Raw genomic sequence first — 16,501 nt, forward strand, 5'->3', positions numbered from 1 at the left:
ACGACTCCCCGACGCGAACCGCGGGCGTTTTTTAGACCCGGCAGAGTAGAAGCGAATGAGGGCACATAGCTCAGCCCGGATAGAGCGTCGGACTTCTAATCCGACGGTCGTGGGTTCGAATCCCACTGTGCCCGCTCCGAAACCCTCGGTTCTTGGGTCGTTCGTCAAACGTCCGTTAGACGTGGTGTAAGAACCTCTAGGACCAAATTTTCAGACCGATTTAGAGACCGCGATTCGGATTTCGTTAAGCAGCTTAACGGACCCCCACGCAGGCACCCGTTTTTCATTGTTCTCGGGGGTGATTGGCGGTGAGCCTTGGTAACGAGGCGAACACCGGGAACACTCTCACAACTGACGGGGTGGGTGAGTTCTGGTGTCCGTTCTGCCAGCAGCGATGCACCCGTAATCGGACCTCCGGGATCGAGTACGGGCACGCGCTCGACTGTCTAGAGCGGCCGGCCGACCTCGACAATCCCAACGAGAAGTGAGCCGGCCAGCTGCACGCCGGTCCACCTCCCCACGGGTTCGGCACGATCTCCCTCGCCTCGACAACGCAAGCCTCAGCTGTCTCTCCAAGCGGTCGGCGACCTTGTGGTCCGTGAGGTCCGCCGGACGCGGACCGAACGGCGCCGACCGCGCACAGGCGACCGAAGGTCGCCAAACGAGCGGCGGTGCTGTCGCGGTAGCGCGCACACCTGGAGGTGAGCGATGAGCGCGCCCACGGATGGGGGTGCGTCTTGGCCTTCCAAGGAGACTAACTCTGTAACGGCTTCTCTCACCGGATTAGAGGATGACGCCGATCCCGTCATCGAACGGGTGACCGAGTTTGCGACTGAGTATCCAGAACTCGCTGATCAACCGCTCTCCGAGACGCACGGGCGGAAGCTCCGCCGGATCGTCACGGAAGCCGAATGGGAAACGGAGTTCGTCGACCCCGATCACCCGATGGAAGACGCCTTCGCCGTTGATTCGCTTCGCTCTCGTTCGGCAGGGACGTGGCTTGACGCCGTTCACGCCTTCCTCCGCGCCCATCACGACTACAAGGGGATGCTGGCTCGTTTCGCCGATCGGGAGACCGGCGACGAGTTCGACGTTCCCCTTGTCGACGCGTGGGGGAAAGAGTACAGCAAGAAACAGTACGCACGGGCTCGCGCGCTCCAGCGACAGATGTCGGGAGGTACCCGTCCGTCCGGCGGCGACGCGATCCCCGCGTGGGAGGACCCGGTGACCGTCATGCTCACGCTGACCGCGTCGTCCGTTCCGAACGGACTCCGCCTCTCTCCCGTCGACCAGATGGACGCGATTCACGACGCCTTCAGCTACGGCGGCGTTCGCGATACCCTCCGCAACGTGATGGAATATCACCTCGACCTCGACTCCGACCAGTGGGGATACTGGTTACAAGCGGAACCGCACGGTATGGGTACCGCTGCTGACCCCGAGAAAGACGCCGGCCTCAATGCCTGCTACACTCATATTCACGTCGGCGTCTACTTCGACGGCGGTCGCTTCGAAGATCTCCGACCTGTAGCCTCCGAGTTCGAGCGTGTGATCGACAAACACCTAGAAGCCTGTGATCCGGCCGGCTGGTCGGCCCATAATTACGACGTGATCGACGACTACCTCCACGAAGACAACGGCTGCATCTCGATGAACGCAGACGTCGGGAACCTCGGTTCGTACCTCGCGGCGTACATGGGTGGCTATACTGAGGACCTCATGGACAAACCGATTGAGTACATCGCCTGGGGCGCGGTTTACTGGTCCGCAGCCCGGCGACGGACTTCGCGGTCACAAACCGTGAATCAGGCGATCCGCGCGGATCGATGTGAACAGCACGCCGAATACGAAGATTCGGGCCAGACTGAATCGCACGGAGAGCGCGTCCGATGGGACGACGGCCACGGTGACGACGTGGTCTGTACCTGCTGCGGGTCACCGTGGACTATCGACCAGCACCAGCTCGACGGACCTCCCGAACCGGACGATCGTCTTCTCGACGGGCTCCAGTGGGCGACCGAAGCAGCTGCGGCACCGCCTGAACCCGAACAAGGTCGGACGCTCGCCGAACGCTGGCCGAGCGCAACGAGCGCATGGTCATACGGCGAATCGCCTCGCAAGGCTGCGATTCGCGAGAAGGTCGATACCTACCTCGACGTGCATGACTCGAACGTATCGCTACCCTCGTTGCTCGCACGCTTGAACATCGACCCTTCGTACAAGGAATTCGTCGGCGACATCCTGAACGGAACCGAACGCCCTGATTCTGAATCGGTAGATCGCCGCCGGCAGGAACCGCGCTTTGGGTATGAACTGAAGGCGATTGTCGACAGCGACGGCAACGAACACCAGCCGGGCGGCGGCGGTGTCGACATGGTCCATCTGGAGCTTCCTATCCAGAACCTCGTTGAGAATACGCGCCTCGGAAATGATCTTGCGCAAGGAGAGATTTTCCGAAACAGCCAAACGAAGGTCGCGTCGCACGACCCGGAAGCGATCGCGAGGGGGTTCCTAGAGATGGGCGTTGATGACCCGGAAGTTGCCGATCGGCTACTAACCGTCGAGGACTACCACGTCTCGAACCCTCGGATGTCGAGAGACGAACCCCGTTCTTGCATGATTCACCCTGATGACAAGTAGCCTGAAATCCGGGAGGCGACGCAGTGCCCGCCGACGAGCTCCTGATCGACGGCGACGTTCGTCGATCCCAGCGCTGGGGCGAGTACGGAGAGATCGTGCCCGGCGACTCGGTAACGGTCAACGCCGCCGGGGCTAATCGGACGAACATCATTGTTCACTCCGGGCCGTACGGCGAATAGGACGTGTTGCTTCGGGCTGAGGAATAGACGGCTCTCGGTGGGTAGGATTCTATTTTTAAAAAATCAGACGGTGAAACGCCTAATTAGAGCGTCCGGTCGAAGATGATCGACTCGGACGGCTCGTGGATGATCCGGAGTCGGGCGCCCTCGGTGATATTCGTACTATCGGTGAGTGTCTGTGTGTTGCCGACGCTGAATTGGCTGTCGGGGAACTGGTCACTTGTTTCAGTTCCGTTGGCGGTCACTCGTAGGTCGCCACCGTCGAGCGGGTCTCCTCCGCCGTGGGCGATTGTCACCTCACCGGCACTGAGATCCGTACTGTCCAAAGTCAACTGCGCGCTCGGCTGGCTGTCCCCGAGCGAGTCACCGAGTCCGAGCACGAACGTCCCGATCACGGCCGCCAGAATCACGGTTATCGCGACCATGAGTATGACTCCGATTACCGGACTGACCGCCCGTTCGCTGTCCTGAAATGCTGTTTTGAGGTTCATGTTTCGTTGTGTCGCCAACGAGACAGATACGAAGATTAACGACACTCGGGCGCATACTGATAGGCTGCCCTTTCGAGGCGCCCCGCTTGCGCGGACCCGAGGTGGTGGGATGGCCCCCCATCCCACCTTTGTCTCCGTTTCGTCCGTTGGTATGGTCTAATTAACTCTGAGGAGGGGGATAAACACATCGGCGCAAATATCTCGGCTGAGAACGGCCCCGCAAGACGTATCTCTCAGGCTGTCAACATTCCAAGTATGGAACCGACGGCGCGCTCGATCGCGCGGACCTACTCCGATCGCGTCTACCCCGACCCGTGGGACAAGGTCGAGGACTATCAGCGCGTGCAGGCGTACGCCGCCGAACACCCTAATTCGGGCCGGACGGCCGTCGGGAACGCGCTCGAACTGCCGCCGTCGCGCGTCCGAGGCTGGCTCAACGGTGGGAAACCCGATCCGGTGCGCGGGATCGAGACCGCGAGTGCGAACGGGTGGCTCGAACCTGAGTGTGACATGGCCGGCGCGCTCGTTGAGCTCCTCGCGCACGTCCTCGCGGGCGGGAGCATCAACGAGACGTTCGTCCCCGCGATATCGACCGGGCGCCGGGTCGACCACGCAACGATCGAGGCCGCGTTCGCGGCAGTGGGCGTCGACACGCAGCGCCGACATGTGGACAGTGACGGCCGTGCGACGGAGTTGTACCCGACGACGGATGCCTCGGTGCTCGGTCGGTGTCTCGTCGCTATGGGCGCCCCGCACGGTGCGAAGACGAGTCTCGACGCCGTCCCGGCGGTCGTCTGGGAGAGTCCCGAACCGATCCGCCGGCGATTCGTCGAGACGTACGTCGCCCACCGCGGTGCGTATCTCGAAGGGAAGGCGACGACCCGCATACAGGAGGAGCGCCCGGCGTCGTACCTCAAGGACCTCCACAACCTGATCGGCGAGTGCGTCGAGGGCAACGTCTCGCGTGGCGACCGCGCGCTGACGATCTCGGCCGACGCTGCTCGCGAACTCGGGCTCTCCTAACGCAAACGGAATGCCAGTGCGCAGTTTCTTTCTGAGTCAATAAGTAGATACCTCGATCGGCTTTCGCACAATTACTTTCACCCCGGTATCTCTCGTGCTATTTGTATTCTCTTTTTGAACTAACAGTCGGAGATGTCGACTGAAAGACCGACGCCGCCTGACGGTTACGAACAGTTCGAAGGAGAGTCGCCGGAGTCCGATGTTCCCACTGTGGAACTCGGCCCCGGCGACGTACTCGAAGGGCTCGTGCTCGATCTCACCGAAGGAGAGGGAGAGTACGGCCCGTGGTACCGCCTGAAGATCAAGGACGAGTCTCGCGGAGTCGTGCGGTACTTCGCGAAGGACGAGGTCAAGCGTGCAGCTGCGCAGGACCGGATCGAGGTCGGCGAACAGATCTGGGTCGCGATGGACACCGACGAGGTGACCTTAGAACGCGACGACGGATCGACGCACGACTACAACCCGACGATGGTCGCGTTCCCGGGTGGTGACTGATGGCGTCGTCCTACTCGCAGTCGATGGGCGACGCGCTCTCGGACTACACCCACCTGCGGACGCTCCCGGCGCTGCTGTCGGTCGTGTTCGTACTGGCCGGACTCTACCAGTTCGGGGGGATCTCCGAGGTCATGCTGACGTGGCTCGACTACACACTGACCGCGGAACACGCGACGTTCATCTCGATCGGCGCGTATGCTGTCGCCTTCGCCTCCTCGGAGACGAAGCAGTTCGACAGCTATGAAGACTGGGAGAAGGTCGCGATCATCGCTGGCCCGCTCGTCATCGTCGGCTACCAGTACGTGCAGCCGGTCGCCGACGTGATCAACACGAGTAGCAACCTCGGCCCGATCGTCGCGTTCCTCGCGACGGTCGTGGCGTGGGGCGTCGCTGTTCGGTAACCAACCCTCGAATCTCACCTTATGAGTTCCAAAAATGAAATCTCGACTAGCGGTGAAGCAACGAACGGCGCTCCTGATGGGCCTTCTGTGGGTCCTGATGGTGGTACTGATGTACGGTCTGATCGTCGCCTCGGCCGCCGGACCTTCCTGAAAGGGATGGGTGCGACTGCTGCGACCGGTGTCACGCTATCGCTTGACGACGGTCCCGTTCAGGAGTCCGAGGCTATCGCTCCGCTCCTGATCGCTGGCGCTGCTGGGCTCGCTGCTGGCTCTGTCGCCGGCATCGCGTACGGGAAGACCATCGGCGGCCCTGACGGTGAAGAGGTCGCCGACGCGCTGGACTGGCAGTTCCACGTCGACGAGTTCACCCGTGCTCGCGAAGACCGCCTGATGCTCGACTCGACGCTGTCGTCTCTGAAGCGCGACGTGCAGCTCGTCGAGAACAAGGCTCGCGAGGAGGCTATCTTCAAGGTGTACGAAGCCGGCGTCGACAACCTCACCGAGTCCGACGCGACGGCGAACGCGCAGGCCGCCGTCGACGACGCCTACGCGACCGTGCAACGGTCGATCTACAACTCGTACAACATCCGCGCGAACCGGATGGCGAACGTGCTCGGCGTCTTCGGCGACACTCCTTCATCCAACCCGTGGGGTGACAACGTCAACCAGAACCACGAGAACGTGAGCTACACGGGCTGGTGGTACGTGATGACCGGCGGCAGCTACGCGACCGCTGACGCCCCCACGACTACCGTCACGCTCTACGACGACGACTCTGTCTCGTACCTCGGAACGGCCAACACCACCGACGGCAACGGGAACAATATCCTGACGGACCCAGCCCCGTCAGAAACCACGCTCTCGAACTACGGGGACGCCAACGACATGACGGGTGTCGTGCTCAACAAGCCTGACCCGGCCAACTACGACTCCGTCACCGAGGACGACGCGCTCGACGTGTCGTACAACCGCGTTGTCGCGCTCGACCTCTACCAGTGGGCCGAACTCCTGCAGGACCTCGACGACGCCTACAACGCGATGAGCAACGAGGTCTCTACGATCGTCGACTCCTACTTCCAGCCGGCGAAGGACGGGGAGATCGACCTCTACGAAGCGGTCGGCCCGAAGCACCTCACCGACTCCGCAAGTGTCGCTGATGACTACGCCGAGGCCGCTCTGTCGCTCCGCGCGATGGGCTTCCCGATGAGCGAGCAGGTGGTCACTATCGAGATCCCGACCGAGGATGGCGAAGGGATGGAACTGACTGGCCGCCTCTCGTGGACTGCCCACAAGGGCAACTCCCTTGAAGTTGGCCAGCAGCACAACCCCGCCAACATCCCCGGCTCAATCATGGCCGCCGTCAACCTCCCGGACGACGTAACCAGTCTCTACGAAAACGAGACCAACACAACCTCGTACTCCGATTCCGAGGGTCCGGGTGCCGAAACGCTCGAACTGACGCAACCGTTCACGATCGTGTCAGCCGAGGGCGCGAGCGGCGTGACGTTCAACGATCGGTCGCTCGCCAACGACTCGATGACGAACGACCAGATCAACCAGATCTTCAAGGAGAACTACACCGCCAACAAGGAGGCGACGGAGATGGTCCACGACACCGCCACCGGCGGCGGTGGTGGCTGGTCTGGCCTCTCGACCGGCGAGAAAGGCGTCGCGTTGGTCGTCGCCGCACTAGCCGCTCTCGGCGTCATCAACAACTGACCATGCGCGTTCTCACCATTTTTGCCACGCTACTCGTAGCGACAGCCGTCGCAACTGGCGGCGTCGCTGCACAGGAGGCGACGAACTCCACGTCGACGAACCAGACGGCGGAGTGTACCGAACGCATCAACGAGTACACGGCCATCTGCGGCGCCGAACTCGACGGCTCAGACGTGGTGATCGATATCCACACCGAAGGCCCGCAAACGGTCGTCGTCACCGAGGCGTTCCGGAAGGGCTCGGGCGAACTCGCCCAGCGGCGCGTCTCGCTCGACGCCGGTCGCAACACCGTCCGAATGACCGTCACCGTCGACGGCGGCTCCGAGGGCGTTACGATCGCCGCGGGCGACGTGCTGTACCAAAAGGAGGTCCGGACCTCCTCGACGATCGTCGCCGGTCCGTTCACAGCGGCCGACGCACAAGCCGCCGGGCTCGGCGGTGGTGCCGGCGTCGCGATTGTCACCATCTTCCTCGTCGCAAAGGTCGTCTACGGCCGCGCTGAGGACCCCGAGAGGTTAGCATGAGAGACATACCTGAACCCCGTCCCGAACCGCCTCGTCACGCCAAGATACTCGACTGGCTGCACGGTCACGTTCCGGAACTCGTCGCGGGCCTGACCGCGCTCGTCGGCGTCTCGATGATCGTTGGGTTCGACCTCGAAGTTCCGCGCTTCTGGTACGTGTTCACCGTCGCCGCGGTCGCGCTGTCGCCTCTCGGCTTCCTGACCGGTCAAAAGGTCGTCTCGTGGCTCTACAACCCGTCGTGGGTCTACCTGATCGATCTCGACGCCCGCGTTCTCGACGGCGGGATTTACCGGCTTCCGCTCGAAGACTTCCGCGAGCTCGAAATCCTCGACGACGACGAGTTCATCAACTCGACGTACGACCTCACGCAGCTGTCCCCGAACCTTTACGTGGGGAAACAGGTCGACCTCGAAGACATGACGGTCGTCGGCACCTGGCGCGGCACGCTCGACGATCGGGAGCTGACCCGCGCGCTCCGTACGGTCCACGAGTGCCGCGGCCAGCTGCAGGACGACGCTCAGCGCGGCTTCATCCTCGAAACCTCCGCGTTCGTCGTGGTCCGGCGCGCCACCCGGAACACGGTCAAGCGTGTGGTGGAGCTGTTCGAGGACGGCGCGCTTCCCGACTCGGGCGACGGCATCGACCGGGCGATCGACAAGGAGCTGGAAGAATTCGGGCTTGACGACGCCGCGGATTCTGACCTCTCCGACCTCGTCGACGACGCCGACCTTGACGACCTCGACCATAAGTCCGGATTCGACTTCTCGAACCCGGAGGACCCGCCGACCGACCGGAACGGTCACGCCGAGAAAGCGGAGGTCTCCGCCGATGACTGACGTAGACGAAGGGATGCTGACGGCGGCGAAGCTCGCCGAGCAGCTCGCCGGCAACATCGACACCGAACGCGACCTCGCCTCCGGCGCTGGCGCGCTCGACCCGGACGACGTGTCCGCCTCGGTGTTCCTCGACGATCTCCGCGCTGAGCGTGATCGTCCCTCGGAGTTGCTCTCGCTCGTCGACCGGACCCAGCAATCCCGGCAGGCGTCGAAAGCGATTCGCTCCGGTAACTCGATCCTGCTCTCTCACCTCGTCGGGATCACCGAGCAGGACCTCGATGCCTCGGCGCTCCGTCTCCCGCTGCGGCTCGATGAGGTGATGACCAACAACGACGCAACGGCGTTCATCGGCGGCGCCGGTAACCCCAACACGGGGAAGACCAACCTGATGGCGCTGCTCGCCGAACTCCGATCTGCGACCGTCGACGATCTCCTGGTAATCTCGAACTCGCGGACGTGGGACCGGACGGACCTCGTCGTCACCAGCGCGCACGACCTCGCCGTCACCTGCATCGAGCACCGACACCGCCCGAAGTTCGTCTTTATCGACGAGGGATCGACCCACTTCGACGCTCGGACGAACAGTTACGAGGTGGCTGCGCAGTTCTCCCCACTCGCCAAGCGGATGGCGAAGGTGAACGTCGACGTCTTCGGAACCGTGTTCCACACTGGGAAGGACTGCCACCCGGAGCTGAAACGGCTGTTCACGACCGCGTACTTCAAACACTCCAAGAAGGAGGTCGACTTCTTTGAAAACTGGCCGGCCGACGCCGACAAGCCGACCGATCAGCTGTTCGGCGGCACCGTCGAAAACCTCGAACCCGCGACCGCGGAACCCGACCCGAACGACGCGGCGCCGTGGGAATGGAACCTCCAACCCGACCTGTTCGCGCTCGACCTCGACTGGCCCGAGCTGCTGGAGGAACTCCGCGATCGTGGTCCGGCCGAGTGACGTTGCTGCTGGTAGGCTGCGTACGATACTCTGGTTAGGCTGGTCACCTGGTCCAGCTCGCAACTCGCTCTCTCCGACCCGTCCACCGACCCACCCCTCTCCTGTGGTGGTTTCCATCCGATGTCGCTGCCCGCAAGACCCCTCCTTGTGGGGGGTCGCGCGGGCTTCCTACTCTTCTCTTAACCACCATGCTCTTGTTCCTCCCAAAGTCTTTGATTTCACTTTCCCATCTTCCTCTAGCTTGACAAGTCTCCGGTATATCCCCGGTTGACTGTAAGATAAAGCCTCAGCGACCTCCGATGTTGAAAACACTAAATCGTCAGATTCTCTAAAGAAATCTAATATTTCCTCATCTGAGGTATCTGCCGGTCGACCGGTCATACTCTGTTTTGAATTGGTACCCTTATAATCATCAGCTATGTGGTAGTTATTAATTAGCTGGTGCATATGTATTAGCTAACAATTAAGTATTGGCTAATGCACTATCCGGTAACGGAAGCAAATCTCGACTTGTCGAGAAAACGGACCTCGCTGCTAGGGGCAGCAGGTCCGCGCGGACTTCCGTGAATCAGGCACGAAAGCCATGTCAGCACACACGGTCGGGGGTATTGAATCCCCCCACGACGGACGTGATCGCGCGGAAACCAGCGACTGGAACCAGTTTCACTTTCAGTCTCCGTACAAGGATTTCGTCTTTTATATACCCGGTCGTCGGCGTGAGGTGATGCCCTCAAAGGAACTCGTTCGTATCGAGAACGAGCGCGATCGCTGGCGGTATGTTTGCCCTCTCGGTCACCGGACGTGGGAGCCGACGAATCACCACTTCTGGTGTCAACACTGCGCCCGGCGGGACGATGTCGACGGCGCGTTCTACCAGTTGCGCGATCGGAAGACCGACGCGCTTCTCGTCCGCCACCAGGTGCAACTCGTCACGCCGACCGGTCCCTACGACGACGATCTCGACGGGGGTGCGCGATGACAGTTCGAGTCGGTCCCTACTCTGAGTACCCTCCAGAAGGAGAAATCCCTCATTCCGATGAGTACGCCGTCGAGGTCGGAGACGTTTCGTTCCCGACTTGGCAGATCGACGAGTGCGACGACAGGAACGGGATCCGGATTCATATCGACCCGAGAGATTGTGAGACCTTCCATCCGATACCTATCGACGAGACCGTAGATGTCTCGACTCCCATCGAGGAGTTCGTCGGGAAAGTCGACTTCCTCTCGATCGAGCATACGGAGATTCTCCTCGTGATCGAAAAGATTCGACCTTTCGACGCCGACGGGGGTGCGCGATGAACACTCCTGTCGCTCACAATATCACCTGCGGCGAGTGCGGGGTTGAAACTCGCCGTCTCGTGTTTCATGACGCTTCGATCGGTGAGGAGACGGGCGTTTTCTGCCCTCACTGCGAGGTCTTCGCTTCTGCGACGATCGGGGTGCCGGTTCTATGACGACGCTCTACTGCGCGATCTGCGGGAACCGCTTCGAACCCGACGACGATCACATGTGGATCGACGCGGAGCGGAAGCCGCGGACGTGTCACCCGACGGCGACTCTCTACGAAGCTGACGCGGATTACGCGTTTCACGTCGACTGCTGGGAGCGGCTCACCTCGGGGTGGATGGATCCGGCATGAGTTCGAACACTCTCGTCGAGGACCTCTCGACCTGCGAGGTGTGCGGCGCCTCGATCGACCCGGACCCGCCGGACGGGTTCACCGAGTACGCGCGTCAGGTGGCCGGCTACCTCGACCACTTCGCGGAGTCGCACCCAGATCACCCGATCCTCGACGCCCCGGAGGGCTACCTGTGAGTGACGACCTCGAACCGATCTCCCCGGTCGACGCCGTGGAGATGTTCCACAGTGCGATGGAGGACGAACACTCGGAGTCGACGCGCCGGAGCGAGTACCACCGGCTCCGGTCTTTCATCCAGTTCTGCGATGAGGAGGGGATCGAGAATCTGAACGAGGTGTCCGGTCGAGACCTCTACCGATACCGCACCTGGCGGAGAGAGGGGAAGGGCGACGGACGCGACTCGATCAAGCTCGTCACGCTCAAGAGTCAGCTGGCGACGCTTCGTCGATTCCTCCGGTTCGCTGGCGACATCGACGCCGTCGACCCCGAGCTGTACGAACAGCTCAGCCTCCCGACGATGAAGAACGGGGAAGACGTCTCCGAAACCACGCTCAAACCCGAGCGGGCTATCGAGATTCTGGACTACCTCGAAAACGCGCAGCCGGCGTCTCGCGATCACATCGTTCTCCTCCTCCTGTGGGAGACGGGTGCTCGAAGCGGTGCGATCCGCGGCCTCGACCTCGAAGATTGCGACCTCGACGGGACGCATCCTCGGTTCTCCGGTCCGGCCGTCCACTTCGTTCACCGTCCGGAGACCGGGACTCCCCTCAAGAACCACGAGTCGGGGACCCGCTGGAACCGAATCAGTCAGAAAACGGCTCGGTACATCGAGGACTACATCGAGTATCACCGCGACGAGGTGACCGACGAGTACGACCGCCATCCGCTGATCACGACCCGGTACGGTCGACCGGCGGGCAACACGTTCCGGAAAACGCTCTATCGGGTGACTCGTCCATGCTGGCGCGACGAGGGCTGTCCCCACGATCGGGATATCGACTCCTGCGAGGCGACGAACATCGACCACGCGAGCAAGTGTCCGTCGTCGCGCTCTCCTCACGACGTGCGGAGTGGCCGGGTGACCTTCTACCGCCGCGAGGACGTTCCGCGGCGCATCGTCGAGGACCGGCTGAACGCCAGCGAGGACATTCTGAGTCGCCACTACGATCGGCGGTCTGACCGAGAACAGGCAGAACAACGCAGCGACTTTCTCCCCGACCTATGAACCCCGAACCCTACGCCGCGAATCGCCGAATCGCCAGACCCCACTGTGCCCGTTCGTTCGTCGTGCGGTCGGCGGTGTTCGTCACAAAGCATTTCATCGTTCCGCGACTGGCTCGCCGTATGCAGCCCTCCAGACGCGGCTATCTCGGCCTTTGCGGCGTCGCCGGCGCGGTCGCGGTCGCCGGCTGTACCGGCGCCCTCCCCGACGATCTCGTCTCGGGTGACGCCGTCGACGGTGGCGCCGGCGAGTCGGGACCGACGGAGTCAGAGTCCGGCTCGGAACCGGCCGGCGACCCGGTGGCGGACGACGCTTCCCTTCGGGTCACGCTCACGGTCGACGAGACGTGGACGCTCTTCGAGAGTCGGCACGTCGAGCGCGTCGGCCCGGTGGAGACGGGCCGGAACGGGATGCCCTACCTCGCCCTCCGACTGACCGACGAGGGAGTCGAGGCGGCCACCGAGACGGCGGTCGCGGCGGATCTCGGCGAGCGGTACGAGGACGCCGAGATCGCGGTGATCGCCGACGGCGAGAAACTGAACCGGTTCGGCGTCGCACAGCCGCTGGCGCGCTCCATCGTCGACGGCGAGTGGGACGGGGCGTTCCGGATGACGTTCGAAAGCGAGGCGTCCGCAGAGTCGTTCAGGGAGACGCTCGTAACCGGGTCCGGTTGAGAAGGCGCTCCGAGATCGGTTTATAGGCCCGCCTCAGTCCGCGACGCTCGGCGTCCCGAGGTACTCCTCGTTGATCTCGTACTCGCCGTCGTCGTTCTCGACCAGGTACTCGCCGTAGTACGGGACCCGATTGGCGACCACTTCCTCGAACGTCTCCGCGATTTCGTCACGGGTCATCTCACCCATCGACCGGAGGTCGTCGTTGCGGTTGAGACACCCTTTTAAGTACCCCTCGTGGGTGACGCGGACGCGCCCGCAGTTCGCACAGAAGTCCTCGTTCTCGACGGGGTCGACGATCTCGACCATGCCGCCGGTGTCGTCGTCGCTCTCCTCGCCGACGAAGTAGCGCTTCCGGTCGTGCATCTCGCGGCGCTCGACGCGGTCGGCCTGCTCCGCGAGCCAGTCGTGGACGCGCTGGATGTCGATGTTCCACTCCGGCTTCCCGGTGAGCTCTGGCATGTACTGGATGAGCTGGAGCTGGAGCCCCTCGTTGTCGGCGACGTGCTCGACCATCTCCTCGACGTAGCCCGCGGTGTGCGTGAACACGACCATGTTGAGCTTTACGGGGTCGAGCCCGGCGTCGACGGCGGCTTTGACGCCCTCTAACACCTTCTCGTAGGCGCCCGACTTGGTGACCTCCGCGAAGTCGTCAGGGTCGAGCGCGTCCTGCGAGACGTTCACGCGGTCGAGGCCGGCGGCCTTCAGGTCCGCGGCGCGGCCGGGGAGGAAGGTGCCGTTGGTCGTCAGCGACACCTCCATCGAGTCGGGCGTGCGTTCGACGATCTCCTCTAAGTCCTGCCGGAGCATCGGCTCGCCGCCCGTGAACTTCACCGAGTCGACGCCGTACCCCTCGACGACCTCCAGGAAGCGGACCACGTCGTCGGCGGTCATCTCGTCGTCGCTCGGCTCCATCGGCCCCCGCGTGTCGCCTAACCCCTCGTTGTGACAGTAGACGCAGTCGAAGTTACACCGGTCGGTGAGCGAGATCCGAACCCCCGTCACCTCCCGTCCGAAGTCGTCCGCGAGTGGGCCGGTCATGTCCGAACGGAACCGCCGCGTTCGCTTAAATAACCGGGTGGATCGTGGGTCAGTGTAACGTGGTACGGTTACGTTTCGTCTCTCGCGTTCGCGTGGTCCGTATCGGCGGTCGATCTCTCGCCCGTGGGCTCGGACCGTTCGGCGATCGCGATCCGGAGCCCGTCGCTGGCGACCTCGACGTCCCCGTCGAAGCCGGCGTCCCGGACGCTTCGCGCCATCTCGCGCTCGCGACCTCCCGTGTGCGGATACAGGTGCGAGAGCAGTAGCGTGTCGACGTCGACGCCGGCGAGCGACTCGCCGAGCTCCGTGGGGTTCGGGTGGTTCGACACGTCGGTCCCGTCCGGGAACGAGCAGTCGTGGACCAACAGATCGCTCCCGTCCGCGAACGACGCCATGCCCGCGAACGCCTCCGTGTCCCCCGAGAGCGTGAGCGGTCCGTCCGCCGGGTCGACGTCGGCGCTCGGCGGCGAGAACCGATAGGCGAACCCCGCCATCGAGTGGCGCGTCTCGCGGGCGGTCACGTCGAACCCGGCCGCCGCGAAGGGGCGCGACGCCGACACCTCGCGGACCGCCAGGTCGATCCGTCCGTCGAGGTACTCGTGGACGTCGAGGAGTCCGTCGAGGAGCGACTTGGTCCCCGCGGGGCCGACGACTTCCAAGTGCTCCTCGCCGGCGAGCCACCGGGCCTTTATCAGCGGGAGCAGCGCCGCGACGTGATCGAGGTGGTGGTGGGTTAAGAGGACGGTCGAGACCCCCTCGTAGCCGGTGTCGGTGCCCGCGAGCCGCTGGAGGACGCCGCTGCCGCAGTCGACGAGGAGGGAGCGGTCGCCGTCGTCGAGGAGGTAGCCGGCCTGCGCGCGGTCCGGGACCGGCATGGCGCTGCCGGACCCGAGGACGGTGAGTTCCATGCTCGTGTGTCCGTGCGCCCAGTCACCTAACTCGGTCGGACCTAGGCCCCGTTCGTCCGTGCCCGAGCTGTCGGTGGCGCGTCCTGATCGGGGCCGGGGCGGCGCAGTACCGGAAAAATGTTCGACCTGATAATCGGGAGAGAGGACTCATAAACCGGATCCGGATACCTCTGATATGAGCAGCCAAGGGACTCATCGAGACCGCGAGCGCGGCGTCGACGACGACGTCCGAGCGACGGTCGACGGCGACGAGCTGTTGGACAACCTCGGGATCGACGACGCCGAGATCGAACGCCGGAAACGGTACACCCGGTTCGACGAACGGGACGCCGCGCGGCTCTCCGCGATCGCGGACGACGTCGACCCGGTCACGGACGACATCGTCGACGACTTCTACGATCACATCGACTCCGATCCGGAGGTCCGGGCGGTGCTCGACCGGTCCTCCCTCCCGATGCCGGCGCTCGTCGCCGGCCAGCAGCGGTATCTCACCGACCTGGTCGGCGGCGACTACGGCCGGGAGTACTTCGCCGACCGGGCGCGCGTTGGCCGGCTCCACGACCTGCTCGGCCTCGGCCCCGACGCGTACCTCGGGCAGTACGCGGTGTACTACGAGGGAATTTTCGACGTGTTGGCGGAACGGGCGCTCGACCAGAACGGTGACGGAGACGGGTTCGGATCGCCGGCAGCGGGCGGACCGATCGACGGGGGCGCTGCGACCGCCGAGCGCTCCGCGACCGCCGACGCTGCGGAGGCGGTCGAGCAGTTCCGCGCCGAGGCGCTGTCGGTGCTCAAGGCGTTCCTCCTCGACCAACAGCTCGCGATCGACACCTACGTCGACTCGTACGCCGCGGAGGCGGAACGCGAGGCCCGCCGCCAGCGGGAGCTCTCGCGTCGAGTCGCCGAGCGGATCGGCGATCCGGCGGCGGCCCTCCGCGAGACCACGGCGGCGGTCGCCGAGGAGAGCGACCGGATCGACGACCTCGCCGGGCGGCAGTCCGAGCGGATGGACGACCTCTCCCGGGAGGCCAACGAGATGACCGCGACCGTCGAGGAGGTCGCCGCCACCGCCGACGAGGTGGCCGCGACGAGCGACGACGCCGCGGATCTGGCGGCCGGGGGCGTCGAGGTCGCGGACGACGCCGCGGAGACGATGGCGGAGATCCGAGAGGCCACCGAGGCCGTCCGCGAGGAGATGGCCGACCTCCAGGAGCGCGTCGACGAGATCAGGGGCGTCGCCGACGTGATCGGCGACGTGGCCGAACAGACGAACCTACTCGCGTTGAACGCCTCTATCGAGGCCGCCCGCGCCGGGGAGGCCGGCTCCGGCTTCGCGGTCGTCGCCGACGAGGTGAAGTCGCTCGCCCAGGACGCCAGCGACCACGCCGCAGACATCGAGGACACGGTCGAGGAGGTGGCCGACAGCGGGGAGTCGACGCTCGACGAGCTCGAGCGGGTCGCCGACCGCGTCACGGCGGGCACGGGACAGGTCGACGAGGCCGTCGAGCGGTTGGCGGCGATCGAGAGCGCGGTGGCGGACGCCTCAGACGGGGTCGCGGAGGTGTCCGACGCGATGGACTCGCAGGCGACCTCCGTCGAGGAGGTGGCCGCCATGGTCGACGAGTCGGCGGACTCGGCGGAGACGGTCGCCGAGAGCGCGAGCGAGATCGCCGCCGCGACCGACCGGCAGCGCGAGCGCGTCGACGAGATCGCCGACTCCGCGGCGGATCTCGCGGAGTAGATCGGGCGAGGGCGCCGGC

19 protein-coding genes, 1 tRNA gene and 1 pseudogene are annotated in these 16,501 nt (G+C 64.1%); 17 read left to right on the top strand and 4 right to left on the bottom strand.

Annotated features, from left to right (window positions below; all coding sequences use genetic code 11):
• Positions 1–59: 59 nt before the first annotated feature.
• From JIN95_RS14970 to JIN95_RS14980, 3 genes are all read left to right on the top strand, one after another.
• A tRNA-Arg gene (locus tag JIN95_RS14970) sits at positions 60–134 on the top strand.
• A gap of 574 nt (positions 135–708) precedes the next feature.
• Positions 709–2,640, top strand: a complete 1,932-nt coding sequence (locus tag JIN95_RS14975; RefSeq protein WP_234699218.1) for a hypothetical protein — start codon at positions 709–711, stop codon at positions 2,638–2,640.
• 23 nt (positions 2,641–2,663) lie between these two features.
• The gene (locus tag JIN95_RS14980; RefSeq protein ID WP_200531982.1) at positions 2,664–2,819 is read left to right on the top strand and encodes a hypothetical protein; all 156 of its coding nucleotides are present in this window, start codon (positions 2,664–2,666) and stop codon (positions 2,817–2,819) included.
• 83 nt (positions 2,820–2,902) lie between these two features.
• On the opposite strand, the gene JIN95_RS14985 is transcribed toward JIN95_RS14980, so the two are convergent.
• Positions 2,903–3,310, bottom strand: coding sequence for a type IV pilin N-terminal domain-containing protein (locus tag JIN95_RS14985; RefSeq protein ID WP_200531983.1), 408 nt, complete (start codon positions 3,308–3,310; stop codon positions 2,903–2,905).
• A gap of 255 nt (positions 3,311–3,565) precedes the next feature.
• On the opposite strand from JIN95_RS14985, the gene JIN95_RS14990 reads away from it, so the two are divergent.
• The 7 genes from JIN95_RS14990 (at position 3,566) to JIN95_RS15020 (ending at position 9,260) form a co-directional block, all read left to right on the top strand.
• Positions 3,566–4,333, top strand: coding sequence for a hypothetical protein (locus JIN95_RS14990; RefSeq protein WP_200531984.1), 768 nt, complete (start codon positions 3,566–3,568; stop codon positions 4,331–4,333).
• A gap of 210 nt (positions 4,334–4,543) precedes the next feature.
• A complete protein-coding gene (locus tag JIN95_RS16355) occupies positions 4,544–4,828 on the top strand; it encodes a hypothetical protein (protein ID WP_321169269.1) in 285 nt (94 codons plus the stop codon).
• Positions 4,828–5,229, top strand: a complete 402-nt coding sequence (locus tag JIN95_RS15000) for a hypothetical protein (RefSeq protein ID WP_200531986.1) — start codon at positions 4,828–4,830, stop codon at positions 5,227–5,229. The genes JIN95_RS16355 and JIN95_RS15000 overlap by 1 nt, the downstream gene beginning before the upstream one ends.
• 21 nt (positions 5,230–5,250) lie before the next feature.
• Positions 5,251–6,948 (top strand): hypothetical protein, encoded by a 1,698-nt coding sequence (locus tag JIN95_RS15005; protein WP_200531987.1) that lies wholly within the window; start codon positions 5,251–5,253, stop codon positions 6,946–6,948.
• Positions 6,949–6,950: 2 nt separating this feature from the next.
• Positions 6,951–7,472, top strand: a complete 522-nt coding sequence (locus tag JIN95_RS15010) for a hypothetical protein (protein ID WP_200531988.1) — start codon at positions 6,951–6,953, stop codon at positions 7,470–7,472.
• Positions 7,469–8,308 (top strand): hypothetical protein, encoded by an 840-nt coding sequence (locus JIN95_RS15015; protein ID WP_200531989.1) that lies wholly within the window; start codon positions 7,469–7,471, stop codon positions 8,306–8,308. The genes JIN95_RS15010 and JIN95_RS15015 overlap by 4 nt, the downstream gene beginning before the upstream one ends.
• Positions 8,301–9,260, top strand: a complete 960-nt coding sequence (locus JIN95_RS15020; protein WP_200531990.1) for a hypothetical protein — start codon at positions 8,301–8,303, stop codon at positions 9,258–9,260. Before JIN95_RS15015 ends, JIN95_RS15020 begins: the two co-directional genes overlap by 8 nt.
• Positions 9,261–9,428: 168 nt before the next feature.
• Here the strand turns inward: JIN95_RS15020 and JIN95_RS15025 are convergent, their stop codons facing one another.
• Positions 9,429–9,641: a hypothetical protein gene (locus tag JIN95_RS15025; RefSeq protein WP_200531991.1), complete on the bottom strand. Its 213-nt coding sequence runs from the start codon at positions 9,639–9,641 to the stop codon at positions 9,429–9,431.
• A 343-nt stretch (positions 9,642–9,984) separates the two neighbouring features.
• Between JIN95_RS15025 and JIN95_RS15030 the strand changes: the two genes are divergently transcribed.
• The 6 genes from JIN95_RS15030 to JIN95_RS15055 all read left to right on the top strand — a co-directional run bounded on the left by JIN95_RS15030 (position 9,985) and on the right by JIN95_RS15055 (position 12,795).
• Positions 9,985–10,239 carry a hypothetical protein gene (locus JIN95_RS15030; protein WP_200531992.1) on the top strand — a complete coding sequence of 85 codons (255 nt, stop codon included), beginning with the start codon at positions 9,985–9,987 and terminating at the stop codon, positions 10,237–10,239.
• Positions 10,236–10,559, top strand: a complete 324-nt coding sequence (locus JIN95_RS15035) for a hypothetical protein (RefSeq protein ID WP_200531993.1) — start codon at positions 10,236–10,238, stop codon at positions 10,557–10,559. The genes JIN95_RS15030 and JIN95_RS15035 overlap by 4 nt, the downstream gene beginning before the upstream one ends.
• A 151-nt stretch (positions 10,560–10,710) precedes the next feature.
• Complete coding sequence (locus JIN95_RS15040; RefSeq protein WP_200531994.1) at positions 10,711–10,899, top strand: hypothetical protein; 189 nt, start codon at positions 10,711–10,713, stop codon at positions 10,897–10,899.
• The gene (locus JIN95_RS15045; RefSeq protein ID WP_200531995.1) at positions 10,896–11,075 is read left to right on the top strand and encodes a hypothetical protein; all 180 of its coding nucleotides are present in this window, start codon (positions 10,896–10,898) and stop codon (positions 11,073–11,075) included. The genes JIN95_RS15040 and JIN95_RS15045 overlap by 4 nt, the downstream gene beginning before the upstream one ends.
• Entirely contained in the window at positions 11,072–12,124 is a 1,053-nt protein-coding gene (locus tag JIN95_RS15050; protein WP_200531996.1) for a site-specific integrase, read from the top strand. Before JIN95_RS15045 ends, JIN95_RS15050 begins: the two co-directional genes overlap by 4 nt.
• A gap of 119 nt (positions 12,125–12,243) precedes the next feature.
• Positions 12,244–12,795 carry a hypothetical protein gene (locus tag JIN95_RS15055; RefSeq protein ID WP_200531997.1) on the top strand — a complete coding sequence of 184 codons (552 nt, stop codon included), beginning with the start codon at positions 12,244–12,246 and terminating at the stop codon, positions 12,793–12,795.
• A gap of 33 nt (positions 12,796–12,828) precedes the next feature.
• Here JIN95_RS15055 and moaA read toward each other — a convergent pair whose 3' ends face one another.
• Both moaA and JIN95_RS15065 read right to left on the bottom strand, forming a co-directional pair.
• Positions 12,829–13,833, bottom strand: coding sequence for a GTP 3',8-cyclase MoaA (moaA, locus tag JIN95_RS15060; protein ID WP_200531998.1), 1,005 nt, complete (start codon positions 13,831–13,833; stop codon positions 12,829–12,831).
• Between the two features lie 143 nt (positions 13,834–13,976).
• Positions 13,977–14,741, bottom strand: a pseudogene (locus JIN95_RS15065) (MBL fold metallo-hydrolase); the annotation flags it as partial.
• A 175-nt stretch (positions 14,742–14,916) separates the two neighbouring features.
• Between JIN95_RS15065 and JIN95_RS15070 the strand changes: the two are divergent.
• A complete protein-coding gene (locus tag JIN95_RS15070) occupies positions 14,917–16,482 on the top strand; it encodes a globin-coupled sensor protein (RefSeq protein WP_200531999.1) in 1,566 nt (521 codons plus the stop codon).
• Positions 16,483–16,501 lie beyond the last annotated feature (19 nt).

Source organism: Halorubrum sp. LN27 (assembly GCF_016635065.1).
Taxonomy (GTDB): domain Archaea; phylum Halobacteriota; class Halobacteria; order Halobacteriales; family Haloferacaceae; genus Halorubrum; species Halorubrum salipaludis.